The sequence below is a fragment of the Nonomuraea sp. CX421 genome, from assembly GCF_059358955.1.
The window spans coordinates 14,723-39,429 of record NZ_JCADBK010000013.1 but is presented as its reverse complement, the minus strand read 5'-3'; the positions used below and the strand labels follow the sequence as shown (position 1 = coordinate 39,429).

Annotated in this window: 21 protein-coding genes; 10 read left to right on the top strand and 11 right to left on the bottom strand. The window is 72.5% G+C overall.

Translation table 11 applies throughout. The features are described 5' to 3' along the window. Positions 1-12: 12 nt before the first annotated feature. The 7 genes from cutA to AC5L3X_RS23025 form a co-directional block, all read right to left on the bottom strand. Complete coding sequence (gene cutA, locus AC5L3X_RS23055; protein ID WP_494859498.1) at positions 13-2,361, bottom strand: aerobic carbon-monoxide dehydrogenase large subunit; 2,349 nt, start codon at positions 2,359-2,361, stop codon at positions 13-15. 4 nt (positions 2,362-2,365) lie between these two features. Continuing rightward, a complete protein-coding gene (locus AC5L3X_RS23050; protein ID WP_189126501.1) occupies positions 2,366-2,842 on the bottom strand; it encodes a (2Fe-2S)-binding protein in 477 nt (158 codons plus the stop codon). A gap of 9 nt (positions 2,843-2,851) precedes the next feature. Then, positions 2,852-3,724 carry an FAD binding domain-containing protein gene (locus AC5L3X_RS23045; RefSeq protein ID WP_494859497.1) on the bottom strand — a complete coding sequence of 291 codons (873 nt, stop codon included), beginning with the start codon at positions 3,722-3,724 and terminating at the stop codon, positions 2,852-2,854. Then, entirely contained in the window at positions 3,721-5,079 is a 1,359-nt protein-coding gene (locus tag AC5L3X_RS23040; RefSeq protein WP_494859496.1) for a uracil-xanthine permease family protein, read from the bottom strand. The genes AC5L3X_RS23045 and AC5L3X_RS23040 overlap by 4 nt, the downstream gene beginning before the upstream one ends. 223 nt (positions 5,080-5,302) lie before the next feature. Further along, positions 5,303-5,923 (bottom strand): NYN domain-containing protein, encoded by a 621-nt coding sequence (locus AC5L3X_RS23035; RefSeq protein ID WP_494859494.1) that lies wholly within the window; start codon positions 5,921-5,923, stop codon positions 5,303-5,305. Positions 5,924-6,093: 170 nt separating this feature from the next. Continuing rightward, positions 6,094-6,297 carry an RNA-binding S4 domain-containing protein gene (locus AC5L3X_RS23030; RefSeq protein WP_494859492.1) on the bottom strand — a complete coding sequence of 68 codons (204 nt, stop codon included), beginning with the start codon at positions 6,295-6,297 and terminating at the stop codon, positions 6,094-6,096. A gap of 11 nt (positions 6,298-6,308) precedes the next feature. Further along, on the bottom strand, positions 6,309-7,922 hold the full coding sequence (locus AC5L3X_RS23025) for a PucR family transcriptional regulator (RefSeq protein WP_494859490.1): 1,614 nt from the start codon (positions 7,920-7,922) through the stop codon (positions 6,309-6,311). Positions 7,923-8,052: 130 nt separating this feature from the next. Here AC5L3X_RS23025 and AC5L3X_RS23020 point away from each other — a divergent pair, with 130 nt between their 5' ends. The 5 genes from AC5L3X_RS23020 (at position 8,053) to AC5L3X_RS23000 (ending at position 15,483) form a co-directional block, all read left to right on the top strand. Further along, positions 8,053-8,904 carry an oxamate carbamoyltransferase subunit AllH family protein gene (locus AC5L3X_RS23020; RefSeq protein WP_494859489.1) on the top strand — a complete coding sequence of 284 codons (852 nt, stop codon included), beginning with the start codon at positions 8,053-8,055 and terminating at the stop codon, positions 8,902-8,904. Between the two features lie 23 nt (positions 8,905-8,927). Continuing rightward, positions 8,928-10,265 carry an AllF/FdrA family protein gene (locus AC5L3X_RS23015; protein ID WP_494859487.1) on the top strand — a complete coding sequence of 446 codons (1,338 nt, stop codon included), beginning with the start codon at positions 8,928-8,930 and terminating at the stop codon, positions 10,263-10,265. After that, positions 10,262-11,641 (top strand): YlbE family protein, encoded by a 1,380-nt coding sequence (locus tag AC5L3X_RS23010; protein WP_494859486.1) that lies wholly within the window; start codon positions 10,262-10,264, stop codon positions 11,639-11,641. The genes AC5L3X_RS23015 and AC5L3X_RS23010 overlap by 4 nt, the downstream gene beginning before the upstream one ends. Before the next feature lie 158 nt (positions 11,642-11,799). After that, positions 11,800-14,046: a serine/threonine-protein kinase gene (locus tag AC5L3X_RS23005; RefSeq protein ID WP_494859484.1), complete on the top strand. Its 2,247-nt coding sequence runs from the start codon at positions 11,800-11,802 to the stop codon at positions 14,044-14,046. A 162-nt stretch (positions 14,047-14,208) separates the two neighbouring features. After that, the gene (locus AC5L3X_RS23000; protein ID WP_225263127.1) at positions 14,209-15,483 is read left to right on the top strand and encodes an MFS transporter; all 1,275 of its coding nucleotides are present in this window, start codon (positions 14,209-14,211) and stop codon (positions 15,481-15,483) included. 113 nt (positions 15,484-15,596) lie between these two features. On the opposite strand, the gene AC5L3X_RS22995 is transcribed toward AC5L3X_RS23000, so the two are convergent. Further along, complete coding sequence (locus AC5L3X_RS22995; protein ID WP_494859483.1) at positions 15,597-17,162, bottom strand: bifunctional 3'-5' exonuclease/DNA polymerase; 1,566 nt, start codon at positions 17,160-17,162, stop codon at positions 15,597-15,599. Positions 17,163-17,182: 20 nt separating this feature from the next. Continuing rightward, on the bottom strand, positions 17,183-18,673 hold the full coding sequence (locus AC5L3X_RS22990) for a metallophosphoesterase family protein (RefSeq protein ID WP_494859481.1): 1,491 nt from the start codon (positions 18,671-18,673) through the stop codon (positions 17,183-17,185). 128 nt (positions 18,674-18,801) lie between these two features. Between AC5L3X_RS22990 and AC5L3X_RS22985 the strand changes: the two genes are divergently transcribed. Continuing rightward, on the top strand, positions 18,802-19,212 hold the full coding sequence (locus AC5L3X_RS22985) for a hypothetical protein (RefSeq protein WP_494859480.1): 411 nt from the start codon (positions 18,802-18,804) through the stop codon (positions 19,210-19,212). Between the two features lie 13 nt (positions 19,213-19,225). On the opposite strand, the gene AC5L3X_RS22980 is transcribed toward AC5L3X_RS22985, so the two are convergent. Next, positions 19,226-20,782 carry an FAD-binding oxidoreductase gene (locus AC5L3X_RS22980; protein ID WP_494859696.1) on the bottom strand — a complete coding sequence of 519 codons (1,557 nt, stop codon included), beginning with the start codon at positions 20,780-20,782 and terminating at the stop codon, positions 19,226-19,228. Between the two features lie 31 nt (positions 20,783-20,813). Between AC5L3X_RS22980 and AC5L3X_RS22975 the strand changes: the two genes are divergently transcribed. The 4 genes from AC5L3X_RS22975 to AC5L3X_RS22960 all read left to right on the top strand — a co-directional run bounded on the left by AC5L3X_RS22975 (position 20,814) and on the right by AC5L3X_RS22960 (position 24,249). Next, positions 20,814-21,383 (top strand): TetR/AcrR family transcriptional regulator, encoded by a 570-nt coding sequence (locus AC5L3X_RS22975; protein ID WP_189126512.1) that lies wholly within the window; start codon positions 20,814-20,816, stop codon positions 21,381-21,383. Next, positions 21,346-22,845, top strand: a complete 1,500-nt coding sequence (locus AC5L3X_RS22970; RefSeq protein ID WP_494859478.1) for a glycerol-3-phosphate dehydrogenase/oxidase — start codon at positions 21,346-21,348, stop codon at positions 22,843-22,845. The genes AC5L3X_RS22975 and AC5L3X_RS22970 overlap by 38 nt, the downstream gene beginning before the upstream one ends. A gap of 105 nt (positions 22,846-22,950) precedes the next feature. Beyond that, complete coding sequence (locus AC5L3X_RS22965) at positions 22,951-23,835, top strand: sucrase ferredoxin (RefSeq protein ID WP_225263124.1); 885 nt, start codon at positions 22,951-22,953, stop codon at positions 23,833-23,835. A 102-nt stretch (positions 23,836-23,937) separates the two neighbouring features. Beyond that, positions 23,938-24,249, top strand: coding sequence for a WhiB family transcriptional regulator (locus tag AC5L3X_RS22960; protein WP_080036407.1), 312 nt, complete (start codon positions 23,938-23,940; stop codon positions 24,247-24,249). Positions 24,250-24,441: 192 nt separating this feature from the next. Here AC5L3X_RS22960 and AC5L3X_RS22955 read toward each other — a convergent pair whose 3' ends face one another. After that, positions 24,442-24,675 carry a DUF397 domain-containing protein gene (locus AC5L3X_RS22955; protein WP_494859475.1) on the bottom strand — a complete coding sequence of 78 codons (234 nt, stop codon included), beginning with the start codon at positions 24,673-24,675 and terminating at the stop codon, positions 24,442-24,444. Between the last annotated feature and the right edge of the window lie 32 nt (positions 24,676-24,707).

The following is a 24,707-nucleotide window of genomic DNA, read 5'->3' as shown; positions in this document are numbered from 1 at the left end:
ATCCTGCCATGATCACTGGCGGAGTTCGAACAGCTCCGACGGTGAGATCGGCATGCGGTCGATCTCGATGCCCTCGGCGTCCTCGATGGCCGAGGCGATCACCGCGGAGACCGGGATCACGCCCGCCTCGCCGGCGCCCTTGATGCCCAGCGGGTTCAGCGGCGACGGCGTCTCCAGGTGGGCCGTCTCGACGTGCGGGACCTCCGTGGCGTACGGCATGAGGAAGTCCATGAATGAGGCGTTGAGCAACTGGCCGTGCCCGTCGTAGACCATCCGCTCGTACAACGCGCCGCCGATGCCCTGCGCCACCCCGCCGTGGATCTGCCCTTCGACGATCATGGGGTTGATCAGCCGCCCGCAGTCGTGCACCACCGCGTAGCGGACCACCCTGATCTCGGCGGTGTCCGGGTCGGTCTCGACGATGGCGGCGTGCATGCCGGAGGCGAACGTGGACCTGATCGGCGAGTAGTAGTCGCGCCCCTCCAGGCCCGGCTCGTCGCCCTCGGCGACCGGCGGCCGGTCCGGCGAGGCGGCGCCGGCGAACTGGGTGGCGCGGGCCGCCTCGTCGTCGAACGCGTAGCGCAGCGGGTTGGCCAGCACCGCGACCGTGGACAGCGGGATCGACGCCGACGGCGCCCCCAGCACCCGCACCAGGCCGTCGGCGATCTCCAGGTCGGCGGGGTCGGCCTCCAGCGCGTCGGCGGCGATGCGCAGCGCCTTCGCGCGGACCTTGCGGCAGGCCAGCGCGATCGCGTTGCCGCTCATCACGGCCGCCCGGGAGGCGAACGTGCCGACCGCGTAGCCGAACCTGCGCGTGTCGCCGGTGACCACCGAGACCCGCTCGATGGGCACGCCCAGCTCGGTGGCCGCGATCTGGGCGAACACCGTCTCGTGGCCCTGCCCCTGCGAGGTGAGCCCGGTCGAGACGTGCACCCGGCCGTCGGAGGTGACCTGCACGTGCCCGCCCTCGTAGGGGCCGACGCCGGTGCCCTCGACGTAGCACCCGATGCCGATGCCCCGGCCGGGAGCCCGCCGGAAGTCGTCCCAGCCGATCAGCTCCTTGAGCATGCGGAGCATCTCGGGGTAGTCGCCGCTGTCGTAGATGAGCGGCCGGCCGTCCTGGAAGGTCATCTTCTGGTCGTACGGGAATTCGTCGGGGCCGATGAAGTTGACCGCACGCACCTCGGTGCGGTCCCTGCCCAGATAGCGGGCGATCTTGTCCATCGTCCGCTCCATGCAGAACACCCCCTGCGGCCGGCCCGCGCCCCGGTAGGGGGTGACCTGCACGGTGTTGGTGTAGATGGCGCTGAACTCGACCCGGTAGGCGCCGATCCGGTAGGGGCCGAGGAGCTGCGTGGAGGTGATGATCGGCACGATGATCCCGTACGGCGTGTAGGCGCCGTGGTCGTGCAGGATCGACACGTCCAGGCCGAGGACCCGGCCCTCGTCGTCGAAGCCCACGGTGACGTGCTGCACCTGGCCGCGTTCGTGCGCCGAGGAGACGAAGTGCTCGCGGCGGTCCTCGGTCCACTTGACCTCGCGGCCGAGCAGCATCGCCGCCCACGGCACCAGGATCTCCTCCGGCCACGGGTGCACGATCTTGACGCCGAAGCCGCCGCCCACGTCGGGGGCGATCACCTCGACGTGCGGCAGCGGCAGGCCGAGCGCGGCGGCGATCGCCATGCGGACGCTGGTGGAGGTCTGGGTGCTGGAGTAGACCCGCAGGTCGGAGCCGTCCCAGCGGGCCAGCACGCCGCGGCCCTCCAGCGGCATGCTCGCGCTGCGCTCGATGTCGAGCCGGAACGACAGCCGGTGCGGCGCGGCCTCGACGGCCTCGGCAGCGCTCAGGCCGGCGGCCGAGGTGACCTCCTGCACCAGGTGGGCGCCCACGTTGCCCGGCACGTCCTCGTGCACCAGTCGCGCGCCGTGTGCCGCCTCCTCCAGGCCGACGACCGGCTTGAGCGGCTCGTAGTCGACCTCGATCAGCGCGCAGGCGTCCTCGGCCAGGTACCGGTCGGTGGCCACGACCATGACGACCGGCTCCCCGACGTGCCGGACGATCTCCCTGGCTAGCGGGTAGGCGGTGCGGCCGTGGGTGAGCGCGGGGTGCGGGATGAGCAGCGGCAGCGGGCGTCCGACCCGCTCAGGCAGGTCCTCCCAGGTGTAGACGGCGATCAGCCCCTCGACGTCGAGGGCGGCGGTCACGTCGATGTCGCGGACGCGGGCGTGGGCGTGCGGCGACCGCACGAACGCCACGGCCAGCGCGTCCGCGCCCAGGTCGTCGAGGTAGCGGCCCTGGCCGGTGAGCAGCCGAGGGTCCTCCCTGCGCTGCACCGGCTCGCCGAACAGCCTGGTCGTCAATGGATCACGTCTCCTCGGCCAGCAGCTCGGCGGCGCGGTGGACGGCCTTGGTGATGTTCTGATAGCCGGTGCAGCGGCACAGGTTGCCTGAGATGCCCTCGCGCACCTCGTCGTCGGTCGGCGCGGGGTTGTCCCGCAGCAGCGCCGTCACCGTGCACAGGAAGCCGGGGGTGCAGAATCCGCACTGCAGCCCGTGACACTCGGCGAACGCCCGCTGCACCGGTGAGAGCCCGTCGGGTCCGGCCAGCCCCTCCACGGTGGTGATCTCGTGCCCGTCGACCGTCACCGCGAAGGTCAGGCATGATCGCACCGGCAGGCCGTCCAGCAGGACCGTGCAGCACCCGCACACCCCATGCTCGCAGCCAACGTGGGTGCCGGTCAGGCCCAGGTCGTGGCGCAGGCAGTCGGACAGCAGCCGCCGCCCGGGGACCCGCACCCGCCGCGCGTCGCCGTTGACGACCAGCGTGATCTCGTGCTCCACTGCCCTCCCTCAGTCCGCGGCGGCCTCGCGGGCCGCCTCACTCAGCGCCTGCCCGGCCAGCACGCCCACCAACCGCAGGCGGTACGCGGCCGTGGCGTGGATGTCGCCCTCCGGCTCGGTGGCCTCCCGCACCGCCCGCGTGACCGCCGCCCAGTCGACCGTGGCGGCCGGGCGGCCGTCGCACTCGGACGTCACGTCCACCGTGATCGGCACCGGGCCGACGCCGACGCAGGCCACCCGGGCCGAGCCGACGCGCAGGTCGTCGTCCAGCGTGACCACGGCGCACACCCCGGCCAGCGCGTAGTCGCCGTGTCTCCTGGCCACCTCCCGGAACGCGGTGCCCGTCCGCGCGGGCAACGCCGGGAAGAACGCCGACACGGCCAGCTCGTCCGGCCGCACCGCCGACTCCAGGGGGCCGGTGAAGAACTCGGCGGCGCCCACGTCGCGCACGATTGGCGCGTCGCCGGCCGCCGCGCCGTCGCGCGCGAGCCGTACCGAACCGTTGAGCACGGCCAGCACGGCGGGCAGCTCGGCGGCCGGGTCGGCGTGCACGAGGCTGCCCACCACCGTGCCGCGGTTGCGGATCACGGGGTGCGCGACGAGCCGGAGCGCCTGGCCGAGCAGCGGGTGGGCGCCGGAGTGCTCCACCTCGCTGTGCCGGGCCAGCGCGCCCACCGTGACGCCCCTCGGGGTCGCCTCGATCGTGGCCAGCGACTCGATCCGGTTGATGTCGATCAGGTGCTCCGGCGCCATCAACCGCATGTTGAGCAGCGGGATCAGACTCTGGCCGCCGGCGAGCACCTTGCCGCGCACCCCGGCGAGGATGCGCAGCGCCTCGCCGAGGTCGCGTGGAGCGTGGTACTCGAACGGCGGCGGCTTCACCCTGCGTCGCTCCCCACCGGCACCGGCCGCCTGCCCGCGATGACACGCAGCAGGTGGTAGCCGCCCACCACCACGATGGTGCCGAGCGCGATGCCCTCCAGCCTGAAGTCACCGCTGATCATCTGCTTCACCGGTCCGATCGCCAGGATGATGCCCGCGCCGATCGGCACCATGTTGACCGGATCGGCGAAGTCCACTCTGTTCTCGACCCAGATCTTGGCGCCGAGAAGCCCGATCATGCCGTACAGGATGACCGTGACGCCGCCCAGCACGCCGTCGGGCGTGGCGGAGACCAGCTCGCCGAACTTCGGGCTGAAGCCGAACACGATCGCGATGACGCCGGCGATGTAGTAGGCGGCCGTGGAGTAGACCCTGGTGGCCGCCATGACGCCGATGTTCTCGGCGTAGGTGGTGGTGGGCGAGCCGCCGACCGCGCTGGCGAGCACGGTGGCCGCGCCGTCGGCGGCGATGGCCCGGCCCATGTAGGGGTCGACGTCGGTGCCGGTCATCTCGCCGACGGCCTTGACGTGCCCGATGTTCTCCGCGATCAGCACGATGACGGCGGGCAGCACGAGCAGCACGGCCGAGAACCTGAAGTCGGGCGCGTGCAGGTCGGGCCAGCCGAACAGGGGGGCCGACTCGATCTTCGAGAAGTCCACCCGCCAGTGCGGCGCGATGGTGAGCGCGCCGTCGACGTAGGCCGGCACCATGCCGAACAGCTGGTCGGCGACCCACGAGAGGAGGAAGCCGGCGATCAGCCCGATCAGGATGCCGATCCGGCCGATGAACCCCTTGAACGCCACCACCAGCACGAACGTGATCAGCATCGTGATCAGTGCCAGCCACTGGTCCTGCGGCCAGTAGAAGTCGGCCACCACGTACGCCAGGCCGAACCCGATCAGCATGACCACCGCTCCGGTGACCACCGGCGGGAAGATCTTGTGGATGATGCCGACGCCGAGGAAGTGCACGGCCAGGCCGGCCAGCGCCAGCACGAATCCGGCGACCAGGATCGCGCCGGTCACGATGGCGCTGGCCCCCTCGGTGTCACCGCCGAACAGCGCCCTGATCGCCAGCACCCCGCCGACGAACGACGCGCTCGTGCCCAGGTAGCTGGGCACCTTGCCCTTGACGATGAGCAGGAACAGGATCGTCGCGACCCCGGACATCATGATCGCGGTGTTCGGGTTGAGCCCCATCACCAGCGGGAACACGAACGTGGCGCCGAACATCGCGACCACGTGCTGCGCCCCGAACCCGATCATGCGCGGCCAGCTCAGCCGCTCGTCCGGTCTGACCACCTCACCGGGAGCCAGATGTTTGCCGTCACCGTGTTTGGTCCAGCCGAAAACCATGAAAGCCCCTCATCAGCCGGGCCGTCGGACAGGTGGCCGCCCCGCAGGCTCCTCCGCGGCGGTACTAAACCATTGCGGGCAGATTAGGCCCGTTTCCCCACTTCCACACGGGCATGATCTGCCAAATTCGCTTTCCTGACCAGCGTTCCCGTCACTCACTCCGCCCATGCGAGCCGGTGAGACGGCTCCGGCCGTCCTGCCGGGCCGAAAATGGGTGCCCGTCTCAGTTCCAGTGCGGCGGCCGGTGATAGCGCGCCCCGTCCCGCCCCGCCACCACCTCCGGCAACTGCGACCGCCGTACGACGGCCGCGCCCAGGGGAAACCACGCGTCGCTGCACTTGCGCAGACCGTCGGCGCTCTTGCCCGGAGGGAAGACCGAGACGACCCTCGTCTTGGCGCCACGCCGCGCGTCGATCTCCCTCACTCTCTCGACGGCCCCGCAGAGGTCGGAGTCGGCCGAGATGAGCATCACGACGTCGACCCGCCCGAGGGCGACGTCGGCGACCACGGCGCTCGCGATCGCCACGTCCGTCTTCTTCTCCTCATAGGACCGCCAGGTGGCGCCGCACGTCCGGCACCGCTTCACCTGCTCCTGGAACCTCCCCAGCACCACCTCGGTGCCATGGCATCGCAACGCGGCCAGGTAGGCCCGCTGGCGGGCCACGGCGAGAGGATCCGCCCGGACCAGCGCGGTGAAATAGGTGACATGTTCCAGACTCTGCCCGCTGCGCAGCAGGTTGCGCGCCAACTCGCCCAAATCGAGCCAGAGATCGCGGCGTCGGCTCAGCAGCCTGAGCCCGTAATAGAGGTTGAAGCCGTCGACATAGACCCCGACGCGCGCCATCTCTCCGTTCGGCTTGTCACCCAAGGCGATAGTCCCCTAACATGGAGTCATCAACGCCTGGGGCTACGTTCCCGGGCTCTACGGCCCCCGATTTCGGGGGCCGTTTCTTTTCGCTCGCATGTTCGAGCATGGTCAACGGCGAGTAACATCATCGCCACTTTCCGTGAAGGTCACCGCACCCGGATGGCGAAGCCGTCGCCCGAGACGAGCTGGCCGGAGCGGATCTTGCAGGTCTTGCGCAGCTCCACCTCGCCGTCCACGAGCACCATGCCCTCGGCGATCAGATGCTTGGCCATGCCGCCGGTCTCGGTGATGCCGCAGTATTTCAGCAGGTCGCACAGCGGGATGTAGTCGGAGCGCAGTTCGAAGTCCACGAGGGCCAAGCCTAGATGCCCCGCATCCGCAGCACGTGCAGCGCCAGGGTCAGGTTGAGCCGCAGGTGGGGGTCGTCGGTGAAGTTGCCGAGCATGCGTTCCAGCTTGCCGATGCGATAGCGCAGCGTGTTGTAGTGGAAGTGCAGCCGCCGGGCGGTCTCGGCCACGTTCAGGTTGGTCTCCAGGAGGACCTGCAGGGTGCGTCGCAGGTCGGCGTTCTCGGCGTCGTCGTCGGTGGCGAGCGGGCCCATCGTCTCGCGGACGAAGGCGTGCAGCTCGTCGGTGTCGTTCACCAGCGACAGCAGCCGGTAGACGCCGAGCTGGTCGAAGTGGGCGACCGCGCCGGCGCCGTGCAGCTGCCGGCCGACCCGGGCGGCCTTGAGGGCCTGCGCGTACGCCTCGGGGAGGGTTCCCCCGCCGGGCGACGGCCGGGAGGTGCCGGTCGAGAACGTGGCGGGCGGCGTGTCGGCGAAGGCGGAGGCGGCGTCCTTGGCCACCCTGGCCGCGTCGACCTCGGCGTCCACGACCGCGACGACCTCGTGGGAGAAGCCGGCCACCGCGCCGCGGGGGTCGTGCCGGCGCATCGCCGCGGTCCAGCAGGCGACGAGCCGGTCCTGGGCGCTGCGCTCGTCGCCGTCGGGGTCGAGCTCGGCGACGAGCACGGTCACCGGTCGATCCAGGTCCCAGCCGAAGGCCCGGGCCCGGGCGATGACCCGTTCGGGGCTGCCGGCGCGGCCGGTGAGGACGTCGCGCAGGAAGTCGGCGCGATACTTGCTCTCGACCGCGTTGACCGCCTCCTGCCGGGTGACGACCAGGGCGGCGACGGTGGCGGCGCGTTCGAGGATGCCGATGTCGCTGTCACGGATGGCGCCCGCCGGGCTGTAGGCGACGATGCGGCCGTGGTGGTGCCCGCCCGCCACGACCGGCACCGAGGCGAGTTCGCGCCCCCGGCCGCCCGCGGCCACGCGGACCGCGCCCACCGCCGGGCCCTCGCGGCCGATCGACTCGCGTAACGCCGCCACGTGGTCGGGGGGCCCGGCGGTGGCCAGCACCCGGCCGCCGCCGTCCACCGCCGCGACGGCCACGTCGAGCAGCCCGGCCACCCCTTCGGTCACCTCGTTCAGGCCGCCACCCGCGAGCACGACCTGGACCAGCGCCCGGTGCGCCTCCTCGGCACGGGCGAGCACCGCGGCCTGCCGGTTGAGGATGTCGGTCAGCACCTGGTTGAGGATGTCGTCGAAGCCGACGTCGTTCGGCAGCAGGATCAGCGGGAAGCCGAGCCGGTCGGCCTGCTCCACCATCTCGGCGGGCAGCTCGTCCACGTAGCGGCCGAGTTTGATGGCCAGCGCCGCGAGGCCGCGCTCGTCGAGGTCGGCGACGAGCCGCCCGAGCGACTGGGGGGTGTTGCGCAGCGGGTAGCCGGTGGTGAGCAGCAGCTCGTGCGGTTTGACCCAGGCCAGGACGTCGGGCACCTCCATGACGTTGAGACGCTGCACGATGCGGCCCAGCCCGCTCTCCCCCGCGATCAGCCGGGCCTCGGCCAGGGTCGAGACGCCGAGCACCTCCCCGACGGACACGCCGTGGATGATCGTTCCGGTGCTGGCGAGGCGGACGGGGGGTTCCATGTGGAGATTGTGGCCCCTTAGCCGGTCTGTCAGGAAGAGCCAACCTTCCCGCGCACTGTTGGCAAATTTCTCCGTACGGAGGGTTGGGAGGCCGTTCTACGGTCAGGTCCAAGGTCGGTAAGGAGGTCCGGTGACCGTCGGTACTCATGCGAGGCGGCCGCGTACCCACGTGACCGGGGCCGCGAGCTCGGCGGTGCGGCCGGTGCTGGAGGCGCCGCGCTCACCGGCCCGGGTCCTGGCCGCGTTCTCCACGGGCGTGTATCTCGAGGTCAGGTCGGACGTGGAGCCGTCGGTGATCGCCCTGATCACGGGCGCGGCGACCCGGCTGCCCAACTCGGTGCTGCTGGCCGCCGGTCTGCCGCACGTCACGGTCGGTGACGAGGGGTGGGTGGGCGACGGCTGTGTCCAGCTGGGACGGCTGAGCCTGCGGGCGCACCGCTGGTGGGATCCCGCGCCGCCACTCGGCCCGGTCGATCCGCTGCGCCTGGAACAGGCCGCTCCCCACCTGACCGTGGGCAGTCCGGGGCTGGCCGGCAACGACGCCGTCGACCTGCTGGCCGGCAGTTGCGCCCGCGGCTGGCTGCTGGGCGTGATGACGGCGGCCGAACAGCTCGTGGGCCTGGGGCCGGGGCTCACGCCGAGCGGTGACGACGTGCTCGCCGGGCTGCTGGTGACGCTGCGGCACCTGGGCGCGGGCACCGGCACCGAGCGCGCGGTGTGGCTGGCCGACTGGCTGGCGGCGACCGTGACCTACGACGCCCGTACCCGTACGACACCCATCTCGGCGACGCTCCTGCACTGCGCGGCCCGGGGCGAGGCGAGCCCCGAGGTGATCGCGGTGCTGCGCGGGCTCGCCGGGCGGCAGGCTCTGGAGCCCGCGGTGCGGCGGCTGCACCGCCTCGGGCACACCTCCGGCTCCGACCTGGCGCAGGGCATCGCGATCGGCCTGTCCAGCGTCCTCGCCCTGGGCGGTCCCGCGTGAGCGGCGGCACGGGTGATGTGGTCATGGGCGATGTGGTGATGGTGCGTACCGGGATTTATCACGACTCGGTCGCTCTCATGCGGGTGAGCAAAGCGCTGACCGAGCTGCCCGGCACGGAGGTGGCGATCGTCGCCATGGCGACGGAGCTGAACCTCGCTCTGGCCCGCGACCTGCGCTTCGACCTGCCGGCGGCGGGACCGGCCGATCTGCTGGTGGCGATCCGCGGCCACGACGTGGAAACCGCCACCCGCGAGCTGGACCGTCAGCTGGCGGCCCTGTCGAGCTCCCGGACCCAGGCGGCGGCGGAGCAGCCGCCGCTCACCACCCGGTCGGCCGCCCGCCGCCCGGCGGACGTGGTGCTGGTCTCGGTGCCGGGCGAGCACGCGTTCGCCGAGGCGCTGGACGCCGTCCAGTCCGGTCTGCCGGTGATGGTCTTCAGCGACGGCGTCTCCGTGGAGCGGGAGGTGCTGCTCAAACGGCTGGCCGAGGAGCGGGACGTGCTGGTCATGGGGCCCGACTGCGGCACGGCGGTGATCGCCGGCGTGGGCCTCGGCTTCGCGAACGTGCTCAGGCCCGGTCCGGTGGGGCTGGTCGCCGCGTCCGGCACCGGCGCCCAGCAGGTGACGTCGCTGCTGGACCTGGCCGGAACGGGCGTCAGCCACGTGCTCGGCGTGGGCGGCAGAGACCTGTCGGCCGAGGTGGGCGGCCTGTCCACGGTGCGGGCGCTGCGCATGCTCGACGACGACCCGGCCACCGAGCTGATCGTCCTCGTCTCCAAGCCGCCCGCCCCCGAGGCGGCGCGGGCCGTACGCGAGGTCGTGGCGAGCCTGCGCACTCCGGTCGTGTCCGCGCTGCTGGGCGAGGGTGATCTGACCGAGGCCGCGGAGCAGGCGCTGCGGGCGCTCGGCCGGTCCGTGCCCGAGTGGCCGGCCTGGCCCGGATGGTCCGGCAAGGCGGTGACCGGCACGGTGCGGGGCGTCTACTCGGGCGGCACGCTGTGCGCGGAGGCGCGGCTGATCGTGGGGCGGGGAGAGTTCGTCGACTACGGCGACGACGCCTACACGCTGGGCCGCGCCCATCCGATGATCGACCCGGCGCTGCGGCTGGAGGCGCTGGCGAAGGCCGCGCCCGGCGACGTGGTGCTGATGGACGTCGTGCTCGGCCACGCCGCCGACCCCGACCCGGCCGCCTCGTTCGCCCACGCGATCGCCCGCTGCCCGGCGACCGTGGTCGTCGCGCTGGTCGGCACCGAGGGCGACCCCCAGGACCTGCACCGCCAGGCCGCCGCGCTCCGCGAGGCCGGAGCCTCCGTCTTCACCTCCAACGCCCATGCCGCCCGCCACGCCAGGGACCTGACTTGACGCTTCTCTCCGGCCCACCGCACGTGATCACGGTCGGCGCCGGCCTGCTCCAGGAGGCGCTGGAGGCCCAGGCCGTCGCCACGACGCCCGTGGAGTGGCGTCCGCCTCTGCCGGGCACCGCGGACGCCCTGGCCAGGGTGCTGGCCGATCCCCGCCGGACGGCCGCCAACGAGCGCGCGGTCGCCCGGCTGACCTCCGCCCGGCCGCACCTGGTGGGCGTCCGGCGGGCGTCGGAGGTGCTGGATCTGGACGGGCGGACGTTCCTGCACGCCGGTCCGCCCGTCGACTGGGAGCGCGCGTCGGGGCCGATGCGCGGCGCGCTGATCGGCGCGACGTTGCTGGAGGGGTACGCGCACGACGAGGACGGTGCCCGCTCGCTGCTGGAGTCCGGCGGCGTACGGCTGGAGCCGTGCCACGGGCGCCGGACCGTGGGCCCGATGGCGGGGGTGGTCAGCCCGTCGATGTGGATGTTCGAGGTGCGGGACGCCGAGCACGGCGGTCTCGCCTATTGCTCGCTCAACGAGGGCCTGGGCAAGGTGCTGCGCTATGGCGCGTACGGCCCCGAGGTCCTCGACCGGTTGCGCTGGATGGACCGGGTGCTCGGCCCGGTGCTGTCGGCGGCGATCGCGCTGATCGGCCCGATCGACCTGCGCGCCCTGATCGCCCAGGCGCTCCAGATGGGCGACGAGCTGCACAACCGCAACCGGGCCGCCACCTCCCTGCTGCTGCGGGAGCTGGCCCCGGCCGTGGTGGACGCGGCTCCGGAGCGCGCCGCCGAGGTGCTGCGCTTCGTCAACGGCAACGACCACTTCTTCCTCAACGCCGGCATGGCCGCGGGCAAGGTGAGCACCGACGCGGCCCGGGACGTGCCGGGCTCCTCGCTGGTGGTCGCCATGGCGCGCAACGGCACCGACTTCGGCGTGCAGGTCTCGGGGCTGGGTGACCGGTGGTTCACCGGGCCGGCGGGTGTGCCGGACGGGCTCTATCTCGGTGCATACGGCCCAGCCGATGCCAATCCAGACATAGGCGATTCCACTATCACCGAAACGTCGGGTCTGGGGGGTTTTGCGATGGCGGCGGCCCCGGCCATCGTGCGGTTCGTGGGCGGCGAGGTGTCGGACGCCATCGCGGCCACCCGGTCGATGTACGAGATCACTTTGGCCGAACATCCCGTTTACCAGATCCCGGGGCTCGGCTTTCGCGGCACACCGGTCGGCATCGACGTCACCCTGGTGGCCAGGACGGGCCTGCTACCCGTGGTGAACACCGGCATCGCGGGGCGCGTGGCGGGCACCGGGCAGGTCGGCGCGGGCCTGGTGAATCCGCCCGCCGAGGCGTTCACCAGGGCGCTGGCGGCGCTGGCCGATTCCGTTTAATGATCACTTTTGCTGATCGACATTTCGCTATGTAATGCCCTTTGTCAGGCAGGGTTCCCGCTTCCGTTCTTCAATGAACTGCCTATATCGTGGCGAACCGCATAATCTGCAAGTTGGCGCGGCGCATGTGACGGACGATGCTGGAGATGGGGGCGGAGATGGCAGCCGACCGCGTGCTCAGCGGGCCGGGCGCGGAGGGGAACGCGTCGCAGAGCCAGGGCCGCCTGATCGGCAGGCGCTACCGGCTGATGTCACCGGTCGGCCGGGGCGGCATGGGCATGGTGTGGCACGCGCACGACGTGCTGCTCGACCGGGCCGTGGCGGTGAAGGAGCTGATCCTGCCGTACGGCCTCGACACCACGGGCAAGCAGGTCGCCCACCGCCGCATGCTGCGCGAGGCCAGGTCCGCGGCGCGGCTGACGCACCCCGGCATCATCACCGTGCACGACGTGGTCGAGGAGGACGGCCGGCCGTGGATCGTCATGGAGCTGGTCCGGGCCTGGTCGCTGGAGCAGGCCGTACGGCAGAGCGGCCCGCTCCCCGTGATCCAGGCCGCGGAGATCGGCATCCGGGTGCTCGACGCGCTGCGCCACGCGCACGCCGCCGGGATCCTGCACCGTGACATCAAGCCGGGCAACGTGCTGCTCACCGCCGACCGGGTGGTGCTGACCGACTTCGGCATCGCCGCCATCGAGGGCGACGTCACGATCACGCAGACCGGGCTGCTCATGGGCTCGCCCGCGTACGTTCCGCCGGAGCGGCTGTCCGGCCAGCCGATCACGCAGGCGGCCGATCTGTGGTCGTTCGGCGCGACGTTGTACACGGCCGTGGAGGGACGCCCGCCGTACGAGGGGCCGGACGCGATCGCCGTGCTGGGCGCGGTGCTCACGCAGGACCCGATCAGGCCGCAGCGAGCCGGCGCGCTGCTGCCGATCATCGAGCGGCTGCTGCGCAAGAACCCGGCCGAACGGCTCACCGCCGACCAGGTGAGCGAGGCGCTCGAACGGGTGCTGCACGCGCACGGGTCGGTCCGGCCGCGCACGCCCGAGACGCAGCCGTCGCTGCCCACGCAGGCCGACTCGACGCCGATGGCGCTGCTGCCGCCGTTCGACCCGCCGTCCGGGCCGATGCCCTCGCGGATCGTGGAGACGCCGTCCGGTCCGGTACGCGTGCCGTACGACCCGGGGAGCGGCCCCCCCGACGGGTACGACGCGATGTCGAGCCCATCGGGCGGCCAGTTCCCGCCGAGGGCGGACGGGTTCGACGCGTTCACCAGTCCCTCGGGGCCGCTGCGCCGGCCCGAACCGCCCTCCGGCCCGCAGCGGTCCCCGGAGCCCGCGCCCGGCGCCCGTCCCCCCTTCGGCGGGCCGGCGAACCCGCACGACCCGGCCCCGCCCCCGTTCGGCGGACCGTCCGGCCCACACGCCCCCGCCCCTCCCCCCTTCGGCGGGCCATCGACCTCGAACGCCCCTGTCCCGCCTCCCTTCGGTGGGCCGTCCGGCCCGTACTCGGTCCTGGCGCCCGACGAGCTCGGCGGCCCCTCGGGCCCGCACCCGGTGCGAACCCCCGGCCGTGGCGACCCGCCGGGACAGAGCGGGCCGCAGCCGATCCTGCCGCTGACCACCGACAGCCGGGCCGTTCCCTGGCCGCTGGCCACGGACGACGACCTCCGCGACCACTCGCGCGACCTGTCACGCGACGTCCCGCGCAGCCGCCTGGCCGCCCTGCCCAGCGCACCCGACCAGCTGACCAGGAACAGAAGCAGGCGCAGGCCCGGTGATGACGAGGACAGCGCCTGGGTGCGGGACGGACGGCCGACCGCCCGTCTGATCCTCGCCTCCGTCGCGGCCGTGGGCACGGTGGCGGTGGCCATCGCGCTCATCGGTTCCAGCGGCTCGCCGGAGCCCGTCGTGAGCCCCCCGCTCGCCACCAGCGAGACCGCGTCGGCCCAGCCGCTCCAGAAGACAGCGGTGCCCGACGGCTACACCGAGCAGACCCCGCCGGGCTTCTCGGCGGCGGTCCCCGAGGGCTGGAAGCTGACGACGTCCGGCGGCGAGGCCACGTTCACCGGGCCCAAGGATTCGGGCCTGCGGATCCTGGTGGAGCAGGCGACCGCGCAGCCCGACGGCGGCCTGTCCGAGCTGGGCAGGGAGGAGGCGGACGGCGGCCGGGAGGGCTACATCCAGGTGCAGTTGCAGGCGGCCCAGTTTCGCACCTGGAAGGCGGCCGACTGGGAGTACACCTACACGTTGCCCAACGGTGTCCCGATGCACGCCCTGACCAGGTACGTCACGATCGACGACGACACCGCGTACAAGATCACCTTTGACATGCCGGAGCTGACCTGGGACGACCAGGCCAAGAACCGCAAGGTCTTCCTGGACACCTTCCGCCAGACCACCTGACCTCACGGAAGGAGGTCATGGGAGCGGGCGCGTCCCCGGGACGCGGTCGCGAGAGACGCCTGTCACCGTCCGCGGGCCGAACGAATGGGACGGGCGGAACGCATCGGGAAAGCGCCCTTGTCCTTTTTGGGGCCATCTCATGGGCTATGCGAGACTTCACAAGTGACGAGCACCCCCACAAAGGCCGCTATTTCCCCCGATGACCGAATCCGTGCCGTTCAGCGCCGCACCCTGGGCGTCCTGTCCGGCGCGCAGATCGCGGGCGGGGTCGGGGTCGCGGTCGGGCTGGCGCTCAGCTCGGTCGTCGTGGACGAGCTGTCCGGATCCACGGTCATCAGCGGTTTCGCGGGCACCGCGACCGTGCTCGGCGCCGCGCTGCTCGCGCTGCCCACCGCCAAGGCGGCGGGACGGGGCGGACGGCGCGCGGGGCTGGCGCTGGCGTACCTGGCGGCGCTCGCGGGATGCGCGCTGTCCGTGGCCGCCATCTCGATGGGCAACTGGCCGCTGCTGCTGGCCGGGCTGGTGCTGGTGGGCGGCGGAAGCGCGGGAAACCTGGCCGCGCGCTACTCGGCGACCGACCTGTCGCCGAAGGGGCACTCCGCCAGGCATCTGTCACTGGTCGTGTGGGCGGCCACCATCGGCTCCGTGGCGGGACCCAACCTGGCCAGACCCGCCGACCAGATCGGCATGGACGCGGGCCTGGCCGAGAAGGCGGGCCCGTTCGCGTTCGCGGCGCTGGCCTTCGCCGCGGCCCTGCTGATCATCGTGATCGGGCTGCGTCCCGACCCGCTCAAGCTGGCGCGCGAGCGCGACGGCGCGTCCCCGGCCGACCGGGCCAGGAGCGGCACGGTCAAGGACGCCTGGCGGACGCTGCGCGCCACGCCGATGGCCCGCCGGGCGCTGGTCATCATCGCGGTCAGCCACACCGCGATGGTGTCGGTCATGTCGATGACCCCGGTCAAGCTGCACCACGACGGCTCGAACCTGGATGTCATCGGCCTGGTGATCAGCCTGCACATCGCCGGGATGTACGTCATGTCGCCCGTGGTGGGCTGGCTGGCCGACAAGGCGGGCAGGGTGCCGGTGCTGCTGCTCGGCATGTCGCTGCTGCTCGGCGCCTCCGCCCTGGCCGCCACCGCCGATCACCGCGTCTGGCAGGTGACGGTGGCGCTGGTGCTGCTCGGGCTGGGCTGGTCGTGCGGCCTGGTGGCGGGCTCGGCGCTGCTCACCGAGTCGGTTCCGATCGGCAGCCGTACCCCGGTGCAGGGCCTGTCGGACCTGCTCATGAACGTGTGCGGCGCCACCGGCACGATCGTGGCCGGCGCGATCGTCGGCGGCCTGTCGTACAGCGTGCTCGGCCTGGTGGTGGGCGTGATGGTGGCGCTGGCCGGAGTCTGGCTGGCCGCCGGACGGCGGAACCACCCGACACCGGCGTAGCGGCCGGCGGCGCGCCCACTCGGCGTGGCCGTAGCGGGCGACGGCGGATCCGGCGTCGGCGCGGCAGCCGACGGCGCGACTACTTGGCGTCGGCGTAGCAGCCGACGGCGCGACTACTTGGCGTCGGCGTAGCAGTCGACGGCGACCGCCTCCATCGGGAAGCGGACCGGGGTGCGGCCGAACAGCAGCCGGGTCGCCTCCGCCGCCGCGCCGGACACCGCGCCGATCACCTGCTCGGCCTGGTCGAGCGGGCAGTGCACGATGACCTCGTCGTGCTGGAAGAACACCAGCCGGGCCGGGTCGGGCAACAGCCCGCGCAGCACCGCCATCAGCGCGAGCGCCCACTCGGCCGCCGTGGCCTGGACGACGAAGTTGCGGGTGAACCGGCCGCGGTCGCGCGCGGCCCGGCCGCCGTCGGGCCCCGACACGATCTCCTTCCACCGCTCGGACGGAGGCGGGCTGGTGCGCCCGAGCCAGGAGCGGACGAGGCGGCCCTCCTCGCCCGCCTTGGCGGCGTCCTCGACGAAGCGGTAGGCCTGCGGGAAGCGCTGGCGCATCATGGCGAGCAGCTTGGGGGCGTCGCCGCTGGTGCCGCCGTACATGGCGGACAGCATCGCGATCTTGGCGTTGTCACGCTCGCCGCCGAACGACTGCGCCAGCGCGGAGTAGAGGTCGATCTCGCCCGCCGCCCTGGCCAGCCCCACGTCGCCGGCCATCGCGGCCAGCACCCGCGGCTCCAGCTGGGCCGCGTCGGCCACGACCAGGGTCCAGCCCTCGTCGGCCCGCACCACCCGGCGCATCACCTTGGGGATCTGCAGCGCCCCGCCGCCCGAGGTGGCCCAGCGGCCCGACACCACGCCGCCCGCCACGTATTCGGGCCGGAACCGGCCGCCGCGCACCCACTGGTCGGCCCACGTCCAGCCGTGGAAACTGTGCAGCCGGGCCAGCTCCTTGTAGGCGAGGAGTGGAGCGACGGCCGGATGGTCGATCCGCTTGAGCTCCCACGACCGGGTGCTCTCGATCGCCACGCCCGCGCCCTTGAACGCCTTGACCAGCTGCCGCACCGAGTCGGGGTTGACCGGGTGACCGAACGCGGCCGACACCTCGTCGGCCAGCGCCTGCAGCCGGGCGGGCCGCATGCCGTGCACGGGGCGCGGCCCGAGCAGCTCGCTGAGCAGGGCGTCGTGCTCGTCGCGGCGCCACGGCATGCCGTCGTGGCCCATCTCGGCGGCGATCAGCGCGCCCGCCGACTCGGCCGCGACCAGCAGCCGGAACCGGCCGGGATCGGGCAGCGCGTCGATCCGGGCCAGCTGGCCGGCCAGCACCTCGGCCACCGCTTCGGCGGCCAGGGGCTCGGGCGCGAACAGGGTGCCGGGCGCGGAGGGCTGCTCGTCGGGCACCGGCAGCCCGCGCAGGCGGGCGTGGGCGGCCCTGGCCGAGCGGGGCTCGCCGTAGCGGCCCTCGGCGGCCAGCAGCAGGCCCTCGGTGAGCGCGAGGTCATGGCAGCGCGACACCCGCACGCCGGCGCTGAGCAGCGGCGGGTAGTCCTCGCGGGCGTCGGCCCAGACCCAGCGGGGACGCTCGCGTTCCAGCTCCGCCACGGCCCGCGCCGGATCGGCCGGCCGGCGGGCCGCCCCCGGGACGGGGAGGATCGTCTCTCCCGCAAGCACCACGTACACGCCTCCAGCGTGCCAGGCGCCTACGACAACGCGATGACGACCTCGTCCTCCACCGGCGGCCGCAGCTCCTGCTCCAGGCAGCCGGTGGCGGCGAAGCAACGGATCTTGAGCAGTTCGGGCGTGACCGACAGGTGCAGGAAGTGCTTGAAGAACGGCGGGGTGTCCCAGTCGGAGAACTCCGACAGGTAGCGGTGGAAGACCCGGTCGACCGGCAGCCGGAACGGCCACGGCCAGGCTCCGAGCAGCCGCGCGGCCCATCTCATCCGGCGGGTGATCGTCACCTGGCCGTCGAGCGGGCGTACCGGCGTGTTGCCGATCTGGCCGGCCATGATGCAGGCGGCCTCGGCGGGCGTGAGGTAGATCCACTTCATCCGGAGCCGCTTGGCGTAGAGCTGGCTGTAGAACGACAGCGAGTCGCCGCGCAGCGGATAGAGCCTGAAGTCGTCCTCGTGCACGCCGGCCACGTCGACCCGCCGGATGGTGTGGGTGGCGTGCATGAAGGCGCCACCGCCGCCGGAGACGATGTACTGGATCACCCGGTCGCCCACCCTGACCGGGTAGCGCTGGTAGTTGTGCACGTCGCCGCCGATCGCCGCCACGTAGCGGTGCTCGGGATCGCGCACGATGTCGTCGATGGTGCCGCCGCCCTCCAGCGGCGACGGCTTGTAGTCGTTGCGGGTGTAGATCGGCTTGCCGGTGATGAGGACCTTGGGCCGGGGGTCGCGCGAGACGCGGCGCAGCCACTCCGTCTGCACCGCGTCGATCGTCCCCCTGATGCCGGTGTCGACGCCGACGACGAGCAGGCCGTCGCTCTCGATCACCCAGTAGGGGCCGGGCTGGACGGCCTGCTGCGACGGCTGGCCCCTGAGCTCGCGGGCCTCGGCCAGCCGCGCCTCGTCGACGGCCTCCGGCCTGCGCCACAGCAGCCCGCGCAGCCAGCCGGTGTCGGGTTTGGGCTTGAGCGGCGGAGCGTCGCAGAAGATCCGCATGAACCCGCCGAGCCCGTCGTACCAGTCGTGGTTGCCGGGGATCGCGTAGATCGGCGCGCCATAGTCCTTGTACGGCCGGAAGAACTTGTCGCCGTACTCGTTGGGCGACCCCGCCGGGTAGATCACGTCACTCGCGATGACGGCGAAGGCCGTGCCCTCCCCCACCTGCAGCAGGCCCGGCACGACGGCGTACTGGGAGGCGTCGCCCTCGCCCGTGTCACCCAGCACCAGGAAGTCGAAGCTCAGGCCGGCCTCGGGCCGGATCCTGAAGCCGGCGTCGGCCCCGCCTTCCAGCTGCCCCGCCACCCAGCGCTGCCGCACCTCCCCCGACGGGTCGCCGAACAACCCGGCCAGGATCTCGTTGCGCGAGCGCCACAGGGTCGCCACGTTGAGCCAGTTGAAGCCGGTGTCGTGCGGTCTGAGCCGCTCGAACGTGCCGATCTGCTGACACGACCAGCCGGCGCCCTCCTCGGAGACCCGGGATGAGGCCTGCTTCCCACGCTCGGCTGCGACGTCCACCATGACCATATCTTTGCCGTGATCTTCCGGAATTGCATCCGAACGCTCCGTGCTGCAGCCGACACAGAAGGTTCGCAATGGTGTAGCCTCACGCCCCAAGCAAGCGGTTGTCGGCCGTGAGGGGGGCTGCGATGGCCCGGAACGGTTCGGACGATACGACACGGCGCGGCACCACGGGCGCTGATGCCGTCGAAGGCCTGCTGGCCTATGCCGCGACCCGCCCGCGCTGGAGCCGGAGCGCGCTGCGCGACCTCCGGGAGGCGGTCACGCGCAGCCGCGAGCTCGCCGTCGCCGACCCCGCGCACACCGTCCTGCTCGTGCGTGCCCTGCACACCGCGGCCACGTTGCTGCTCCAGCGGGGGCGCGCGGCCGAGGCGCTGCCGTTCGCGATCGAGGCGGTCGAGCTGTCGCGCCCCAAGGGCGAGGCGCTGGTCGCCTGCCTGTGGTGCCTGTCCGCGGTGTACGAGGCCCTCCAGCAGTACGCCGAGGCCGCCGCGGCGACGGAGGAGGCGGCCCAGATCATGCCTCCGGGCCAGGCGTAGCCCGGCGTTCCGGTCAGGGGACGAGCACTCCCGGGTTGAGAATGCCCTCCGGGTCCAGCCGCGACTTGATCGCGCGCAGGATCTCCACGCCCACCGGCCCCACCTCGGTCGCGTACGCCCGGCGGTGCTCGCGGCCGACGCCGTGGTGGTGCGAGACGGTGCCGCCCGCCTCGACGATCGCCGCGGTGACCGCCTCCTTGGCCCGCGCCCACTGCTCCACCGGATCCCCGTGCTGGGCGGTGACGACGGTGAAGTAGAGCGAGGCCCCGGTCTCGTACACGTGGGAGATGTGGCACATGACCAGCGGCGAGCCGAGCGCGCCGAGCAGCGCCAGCCGTACGGCGTCGTAGAGCCGCGGCAGGCCGGACCAGAACGTGGCGGTCTCCAGCGTCTCCACGGTCGCCCCCGCGGCGAGGAGCGAGTCACGCAGGTAGGGCGCGGAGAAGCGGCCGTGCTCCCAGTCCTCGCCCGGCGCCGCCCCGAGCGGGGTGCCGCCGAGTCGCGCCAGCACCGAGGCGGCCGCGTCCCGCCGCCCGGCCACCGACGCCCCCTCGTAGCCCGCGATCACCAGGCACCCGCTGTCGCCGCCGCCGATCGCGTCCGGTCTGGCCAGCCCGATCATGGTCTCGGTCTCGTCCGACAGCCGCAGCACGGTGGGCAGCGGCCCCTCCTGGGCGAGCGTCCGCAGCGCGGCCGAGCCCTCCTTGAACGACGCGAACCGCCACCCCTCGTAGACCTTCTCGGCGGGCTGCCGCCGCACCCGCAGGCGCAACGAGGTGATGACGCCGAACACCCCCTCCGAGCCCAGGACCAGCTGCCGCAGGTCGGGCCCCGCCGCCGACTTCGGCGCGCGGCCCAGCTCCAGGGTGCCCGCCGGGGTGGCCACCGTGAGGCCCACCACCAGGTCGTCGAACCGGCCGTAGCCGGCGGAGGCCTGCCCGCTGGAGCGCGCCGCCGCGAAGCCGCCGAGCGTGGCGTACTCGTACGACTGGGGGAAGTGGCCGAGCGTCAGCCCGTGCGCGCCCAGCAGCCGCTCGGCCTCCGGGGCCCGCAGGCCCGGCTGGAACTCGGCGACCATCGACTCGGCGTCGACCGACACCAGCCGGTCCAGCCGGTGCAGGTCGAGCGCAACCACCCCGGCGAAGCCGGCCCGCGAGGCGACCAGCCCGCCCACGACGGAGGTGCCGCCGCCGAACGGCACGACGGCGATCCGCTCGGCCGCGCAGAGCGCCAGCAGCGCGGCCACCTCCTCGTGCGAGCCGGGCAGCACGACCGCGTCCGGCGCGTCGGAGCCGTCGCCCGCCCTCATCAGCAGCAGGTCGGGGGTGGACTTGCCGCGCGTGTGCCGGACCCGCGCCTCGTGCGAGGTCAGCACGTGCTCCGGCCCGGTCACGCCGGCGAGCGCGGCCAGGTGCCCGGCCGACAGCGTGACCGGCGGCAGTCGCACCGCGTCGAGGGGCACGGCCGGAGCGTCCGGCGAGCGCACGCCCAGCACTTCGCCCAGCAGCCGGCGGACCTGCTCGGGCAGCTCGCGGGCCAGGGCTGGGTCACCCCAGCCGGACCACAGCATGGATTCGGTAGACACGTCTACACTGTGACATATGACGTTGATTCGTCACAATGATGGAGTTCTCGACGCGGCTCGCGACTGCGTGCTGGCCTACGGGGTGCGGCGCACCACGCTCACCGACGTGGCGCGCCGGGCCGGGGTGTCGCGGATGACCCTCTATCGACGCTGGCCCGACGTCCGTTCGCTGGTCGCCGACCTGATGACCCGCGAGTGGGTGCGAGTCCTGGGCGAACTCGACGCCTCGGACCCGGTCGCGGCCGTGGTCGGGGGCGTACGCCGGCTGCGCGAGCACCCGCTCTGGCGCAAGATCGTGGAGGCCGACCCCGACCTGCTCCTCCCCTACCTGCTGGAGCGCCGGGGCGCCACCCACGAGGCCGTGCTGGACACGCTCCAGCGCGTCACCGGCGACGCCCGCAAGGCCCGGGCGGTGCTGCTGGTGGCCCAGTCGTTCCTGCTGTCGGCGCCCACGATGCTCGACCCCGGGACGAGCGGCCCGGCGGGGCGCCATCCGGTGACGCTCGACGACCTCGACGCCGAACTCACGGCACTGCTGGAGGCATACCTTGGACAGCTCGCTGAACGCGCGCAGGAGGGCCCATGAGCTGGCCCTCGTCGCCGAGCGGCCGGTCGACCTGCTCGTCGTGGGGTTGGGGGCGACGGGTGCGGGAGCCGCGCTGGACGCCGCCTCGCGCGGGCTGAGCGTGGCCGCGATCGACGCGCACGACATGGCGTTCGGCACGTCCAGATGGAGCTCCAAGCTGGTGCACGGCGGCCTGCGCTACCTGGCCAGGGGCCAGGTGGACGTGGCCTACGAGAGCGCGGTCGAGCGCGGCATCCTGCTCCGGCGCACCGCCCCGCACCTGGTCAGGGCCCACCCCTATCTGCTGCCGCTCACGCCCGCGGTGTCCCGGTCGCGGGCGGCCGTGCTGATGACCGGCTACCGGCTGGGCGACGGCCTGCGCGCCGCCGCCCGCACGCCCCGCCCCTTGCTGCCCGGCCCCTCCCTGCTGGACTCCGTGCGGGCGCGCCGCCTGGCGCCGGCGCTGCGCGAAGACGGCCTGAGAGGCGGGTTGCTGTCCTGGGACGGCCGCCTGGTCGACGACGCCCGCCTCGTGGTGGCCATCGCCAGAACGGCGGCGGCGCACGGCGCCAAGGTCCTGACCCGCTGCCGCGCGCTGGAGCTGACCGGCGGCAGCGCCACCGTGCGCGACGAGCTGACCGGTGAGGAGTTCACGATCCGCGCCAGGGCCGTGATCAACGCGACCGGGGTGTGGGCCGGCCTGCTGGACCCCCGGGTGCGGCTGCGTCCCTCGCGGGGCACCCACCTCGTCCTGCGGCCGGGGACGCTGCCGGGCGTCACCGCCGGGCTGCACGTGCCGATCCCGGGCGCGAGCAACCGGTTCGCCCTCGTGCTGCCGCAGGCCGACGGCCGCGTCCACGTCGGCCTGACCGACGAGCCGGTCGACGGTCCCGTCCCCGACGTCCCAGAGGCTCCGGAGGAGGACGTCAGAGCGCTCCTCGACGTGCTCAACACGGTTCTGGAGGTTCCCGTGGGCCGCGACGCCGTGGCGGGCGCCTACGCGGGCCTGAGACCGCTGCTGGCCGCCGGCGGCGACGCCGGTGACCACACGGCGGACCTGTCGCGGCGCCACGCCGTGCTGGCGCACGGCCGGCTCGTCACGGTCGTCGGCGGGAAGCTCACGACCTACCGGCGGATGGCGCGGGACGCGGTGGACCGGGCGGTCTCGGTCGCGGACCTCACGGCGGGCCCCTGCCGCACCGCGCGGCTCCCGCTCGTCGGCGCGGCCCCCGGCCGGCCCGCCGACGGGGTGCCGCGACGGCTGGTCGAACGCTACGGCGGGGAGGCGGCGGCCGTGCACGAGCTGGTCCGGGAGCACCCCGAGGAGGTCGGGCTGGGCATCACCAGGGGCGAGTTGCTCTGGTCGGTCAGGCACGAGGGCGCGCTCGACGTCGGCGACCTGCTCGACCGCCGCACGCGGATCGGCCTGGTGCCCGAGGACCGGGCGGCGGCCCTGCCCGCCGCTCGCGACACGCTGGGCTGAACCCCCACATCTTGATCCCTTACTCTTAGGTTAGTCTTACCTAATCCGAGAGGGGGCGGAGTGACCAGGGGCTGCGAACATCCGGGGGGAAGCCACGACGGCGCCGTGCCCACGCGGGCCAGCGCCACGGTGGGGGCCCGGCTCTGGTTGCTCGTGGAATACCCGGGCGCCTGGCCGTCCCATCTGGAGAACTTCGAACTTCCTGACAACATCTCCGAACTCGTGCGGCGAGCGCTCGATCGCGGTATCAGACCCCAGCTCATCCGCCGTCCCGGAAGGCGTACCCGCCCGCGACAGCAGGGCCTGCGTGTGATAGTCGCCTACGGCACGGGGCCCACCCCCTGGCTGGCCTCGGGCGTCATCGCAGGTCCTGACGATCTTGACCTTGACGCGCTGGTGGCCGGAGTGGTCCCGGAGTCCTGCATACTGGATGACGAGCCGGTATTTCTGGTCTGCACGCACGCCAAGCGCAATGCGTGCTGTGCCCGCATTGGACTACCCCTCGCTCGTGAGCTGGCGGAAATTTTGCCGGACAGAGTGTGGGAAACGTCACACGTTGGCGGCGATCGCTACGCCGCCAACCTTGTGTGCTTGCCACACGGAATTTTCTACGGCAGCATGTCTCAGGCTGCTGCGATCGCAGCGGCTAACGCGTACCGGTCGGGCGAGATCATTCTCGACCGTTACCGGGGACGCGCAGGCATCCCTGAGCCATTGCAAGCCGTCGAGCACTTCGCCCGATCCCATACGGGAGAGTGCTCTGTCGGCGCAGTGGCCGTGGAATCCTCCAGGTCAGACGGCGACGTCACCGAAGCCATCGTGCGAGTCAGCGCGCGAAGCGGCGGCGACGTCCGGTTGCGGGTTGTGGTTGAACCATCGGCGTGGCAAGCCCCGTGTGGTACGGCTTGCGCCGAGACGATCACCACCTACCGGCTGGTTTCGCTGGACAGGCTCACCCCTGTGCGGTACACCACGTTCGCCCTCACCTGATCACGGGAACATCCGCGGCCCCTCCCTGCGTTGGAACAGTGACGCCAAAAGCGTCCAATGCGGCTCAATTACCGAAATACCTCTCACGAAGGTGGTTTTCTCATGTCTCAGGTACGTCGGCAGCTCGCCCGCCCGCGCCCCAGCTGGGGTTGGCAGGATGATGCCGCGTGCCGGGGTGAGGACCTCGTGCTCTTCTTCGGCCCCGACGGGGAGCGGCAGCCCGAGCGTGACGTACGTGAGCGGAAGGCCAAGGCGATCTGCGCCCAGTGCCCCGTCCGTAACGAGTGCCTTGACTACGCGCTGTCCCGTCCGGAGAAGTACGGCACGTGGGGTGGCCTGAACGAGGACGAGCGCGCCTCCGAGCGTCGCCGTCGCATGCGCCGCGCCGCCAGCGCCGGCATCTCCGCCGCCTGACCCGCCCGGCCGTAGCGCCACGAGCGCGCGTGATCCCGCAGTTGTCCCGATGAAGCGGAGCCTGGCCCTCCCAGCCAGGCCCGGCCGAACCCGGTCGGGGCAACTGCCTGATCAGGCGCGAGTCTCAATCCCGAGCACAAAGAGAGCCCGGCGTCATCGACGCCGGGCTCTCTTCGTTCGCGGACCCCCGAATCAGACGATCAGGTCGTCGAACTCTCCGTCCTTGGCACCCAGGACGAACGCGGCGATCTCGGCCCGCGTGTAGACGAGCGCGGGATCGTCGGGGAAACGCGAGTTGCGCACAGCCACCTCACCGGACGGCAGGCTGGCCACCTCGACACAGTTGCCGTTCGGGTTGCTCCGCCTGCTCTTTCGCCAGACGACCGGAAGGGTGCGGGCAGGCGTCCCGTTGCGGAACTCATGCATGGAGAAACTCCTCGCGCTTACAAATGCACGTG

Coding starts and splice junctions, on each gene's coding strand:
- AC5L3X_RS23040 (WP_494859496.1), bottom strand. CDS start 5,079: ATGGTTTTCGGCTGGACCAAACACGGTGACGGCAAACATCTGGCTCCC.
- AC5L3X_RS23035 (WP_494859494.1), bottom strand. CDS start 5,923: ATGGCGCGCGTCGGGGTCTATGTCGACGGCTTCAACCTCTATTACGGG.
- AC5L3X_RS23025 (WP_494859490.1), bottom strand. CDS start 7,922: ATGGAACCCCCCGTCCGCCTCGCCAGCACCGGAACGATCATCCACGGC.
- AC5L3X_RS23015 (WP_494859487.1), top strand. CDS start 8,928: ATGGGCGATGTGGTGATGGTGCGTACCGGGATTTATCACGACTCGGTC.
- AC5L3X_RS23005 (WP_494859484.1), top strand. CDS start 11,800: ATGGCAGCCGACCGCGTGCTCAGCGGGCCGGGCGCGGAGGGGAACGCG.
- AC5L3X_RS22990 (WP_494859481.1), bottom strand. CDS start 18,673: ATGGTGGACGTCGCAGCCGAGCGTGGGAAGCAGGCCTCATCCCGGGTC.
- AC5L3X_RS22985 (WP_494859480.1), top strand. CDS start 18,802: ATGGCCCGGAACGGTTCGGACGATACGACACGGCGCGGCACCACGGGC.
- AC5L3X_RS22980 (WP_494859696.1), bottom strand. CDS start 20,782: ATGCTGTGGTCCGGCTGGGGTGACCCAGCCCTGGCCCGCGAGCTGCCC.
- AC5L3X_RS22975 (WP_189126512.1), top strand. CDS start 20,814: ATGACGTTGATTCGTCACAATGATGGAGTTCTCGACGCGGCTCGCGAC.
- AC5L3X_RS22960 (WP_080036407.1), top strand. CDS start 23,938: ATGTCTCAGGTACGTCGGCAGCTCGCCCGCCCGCGCCCCAGCTGGGGT.
- AC5L3X_RS22955 (WP_494859475.1), bottom strand. CDS start 24,675: ATGCATGAGTTCCGCAACGGGACGCCTGCCCGCACCCTTCCGGTCGTC.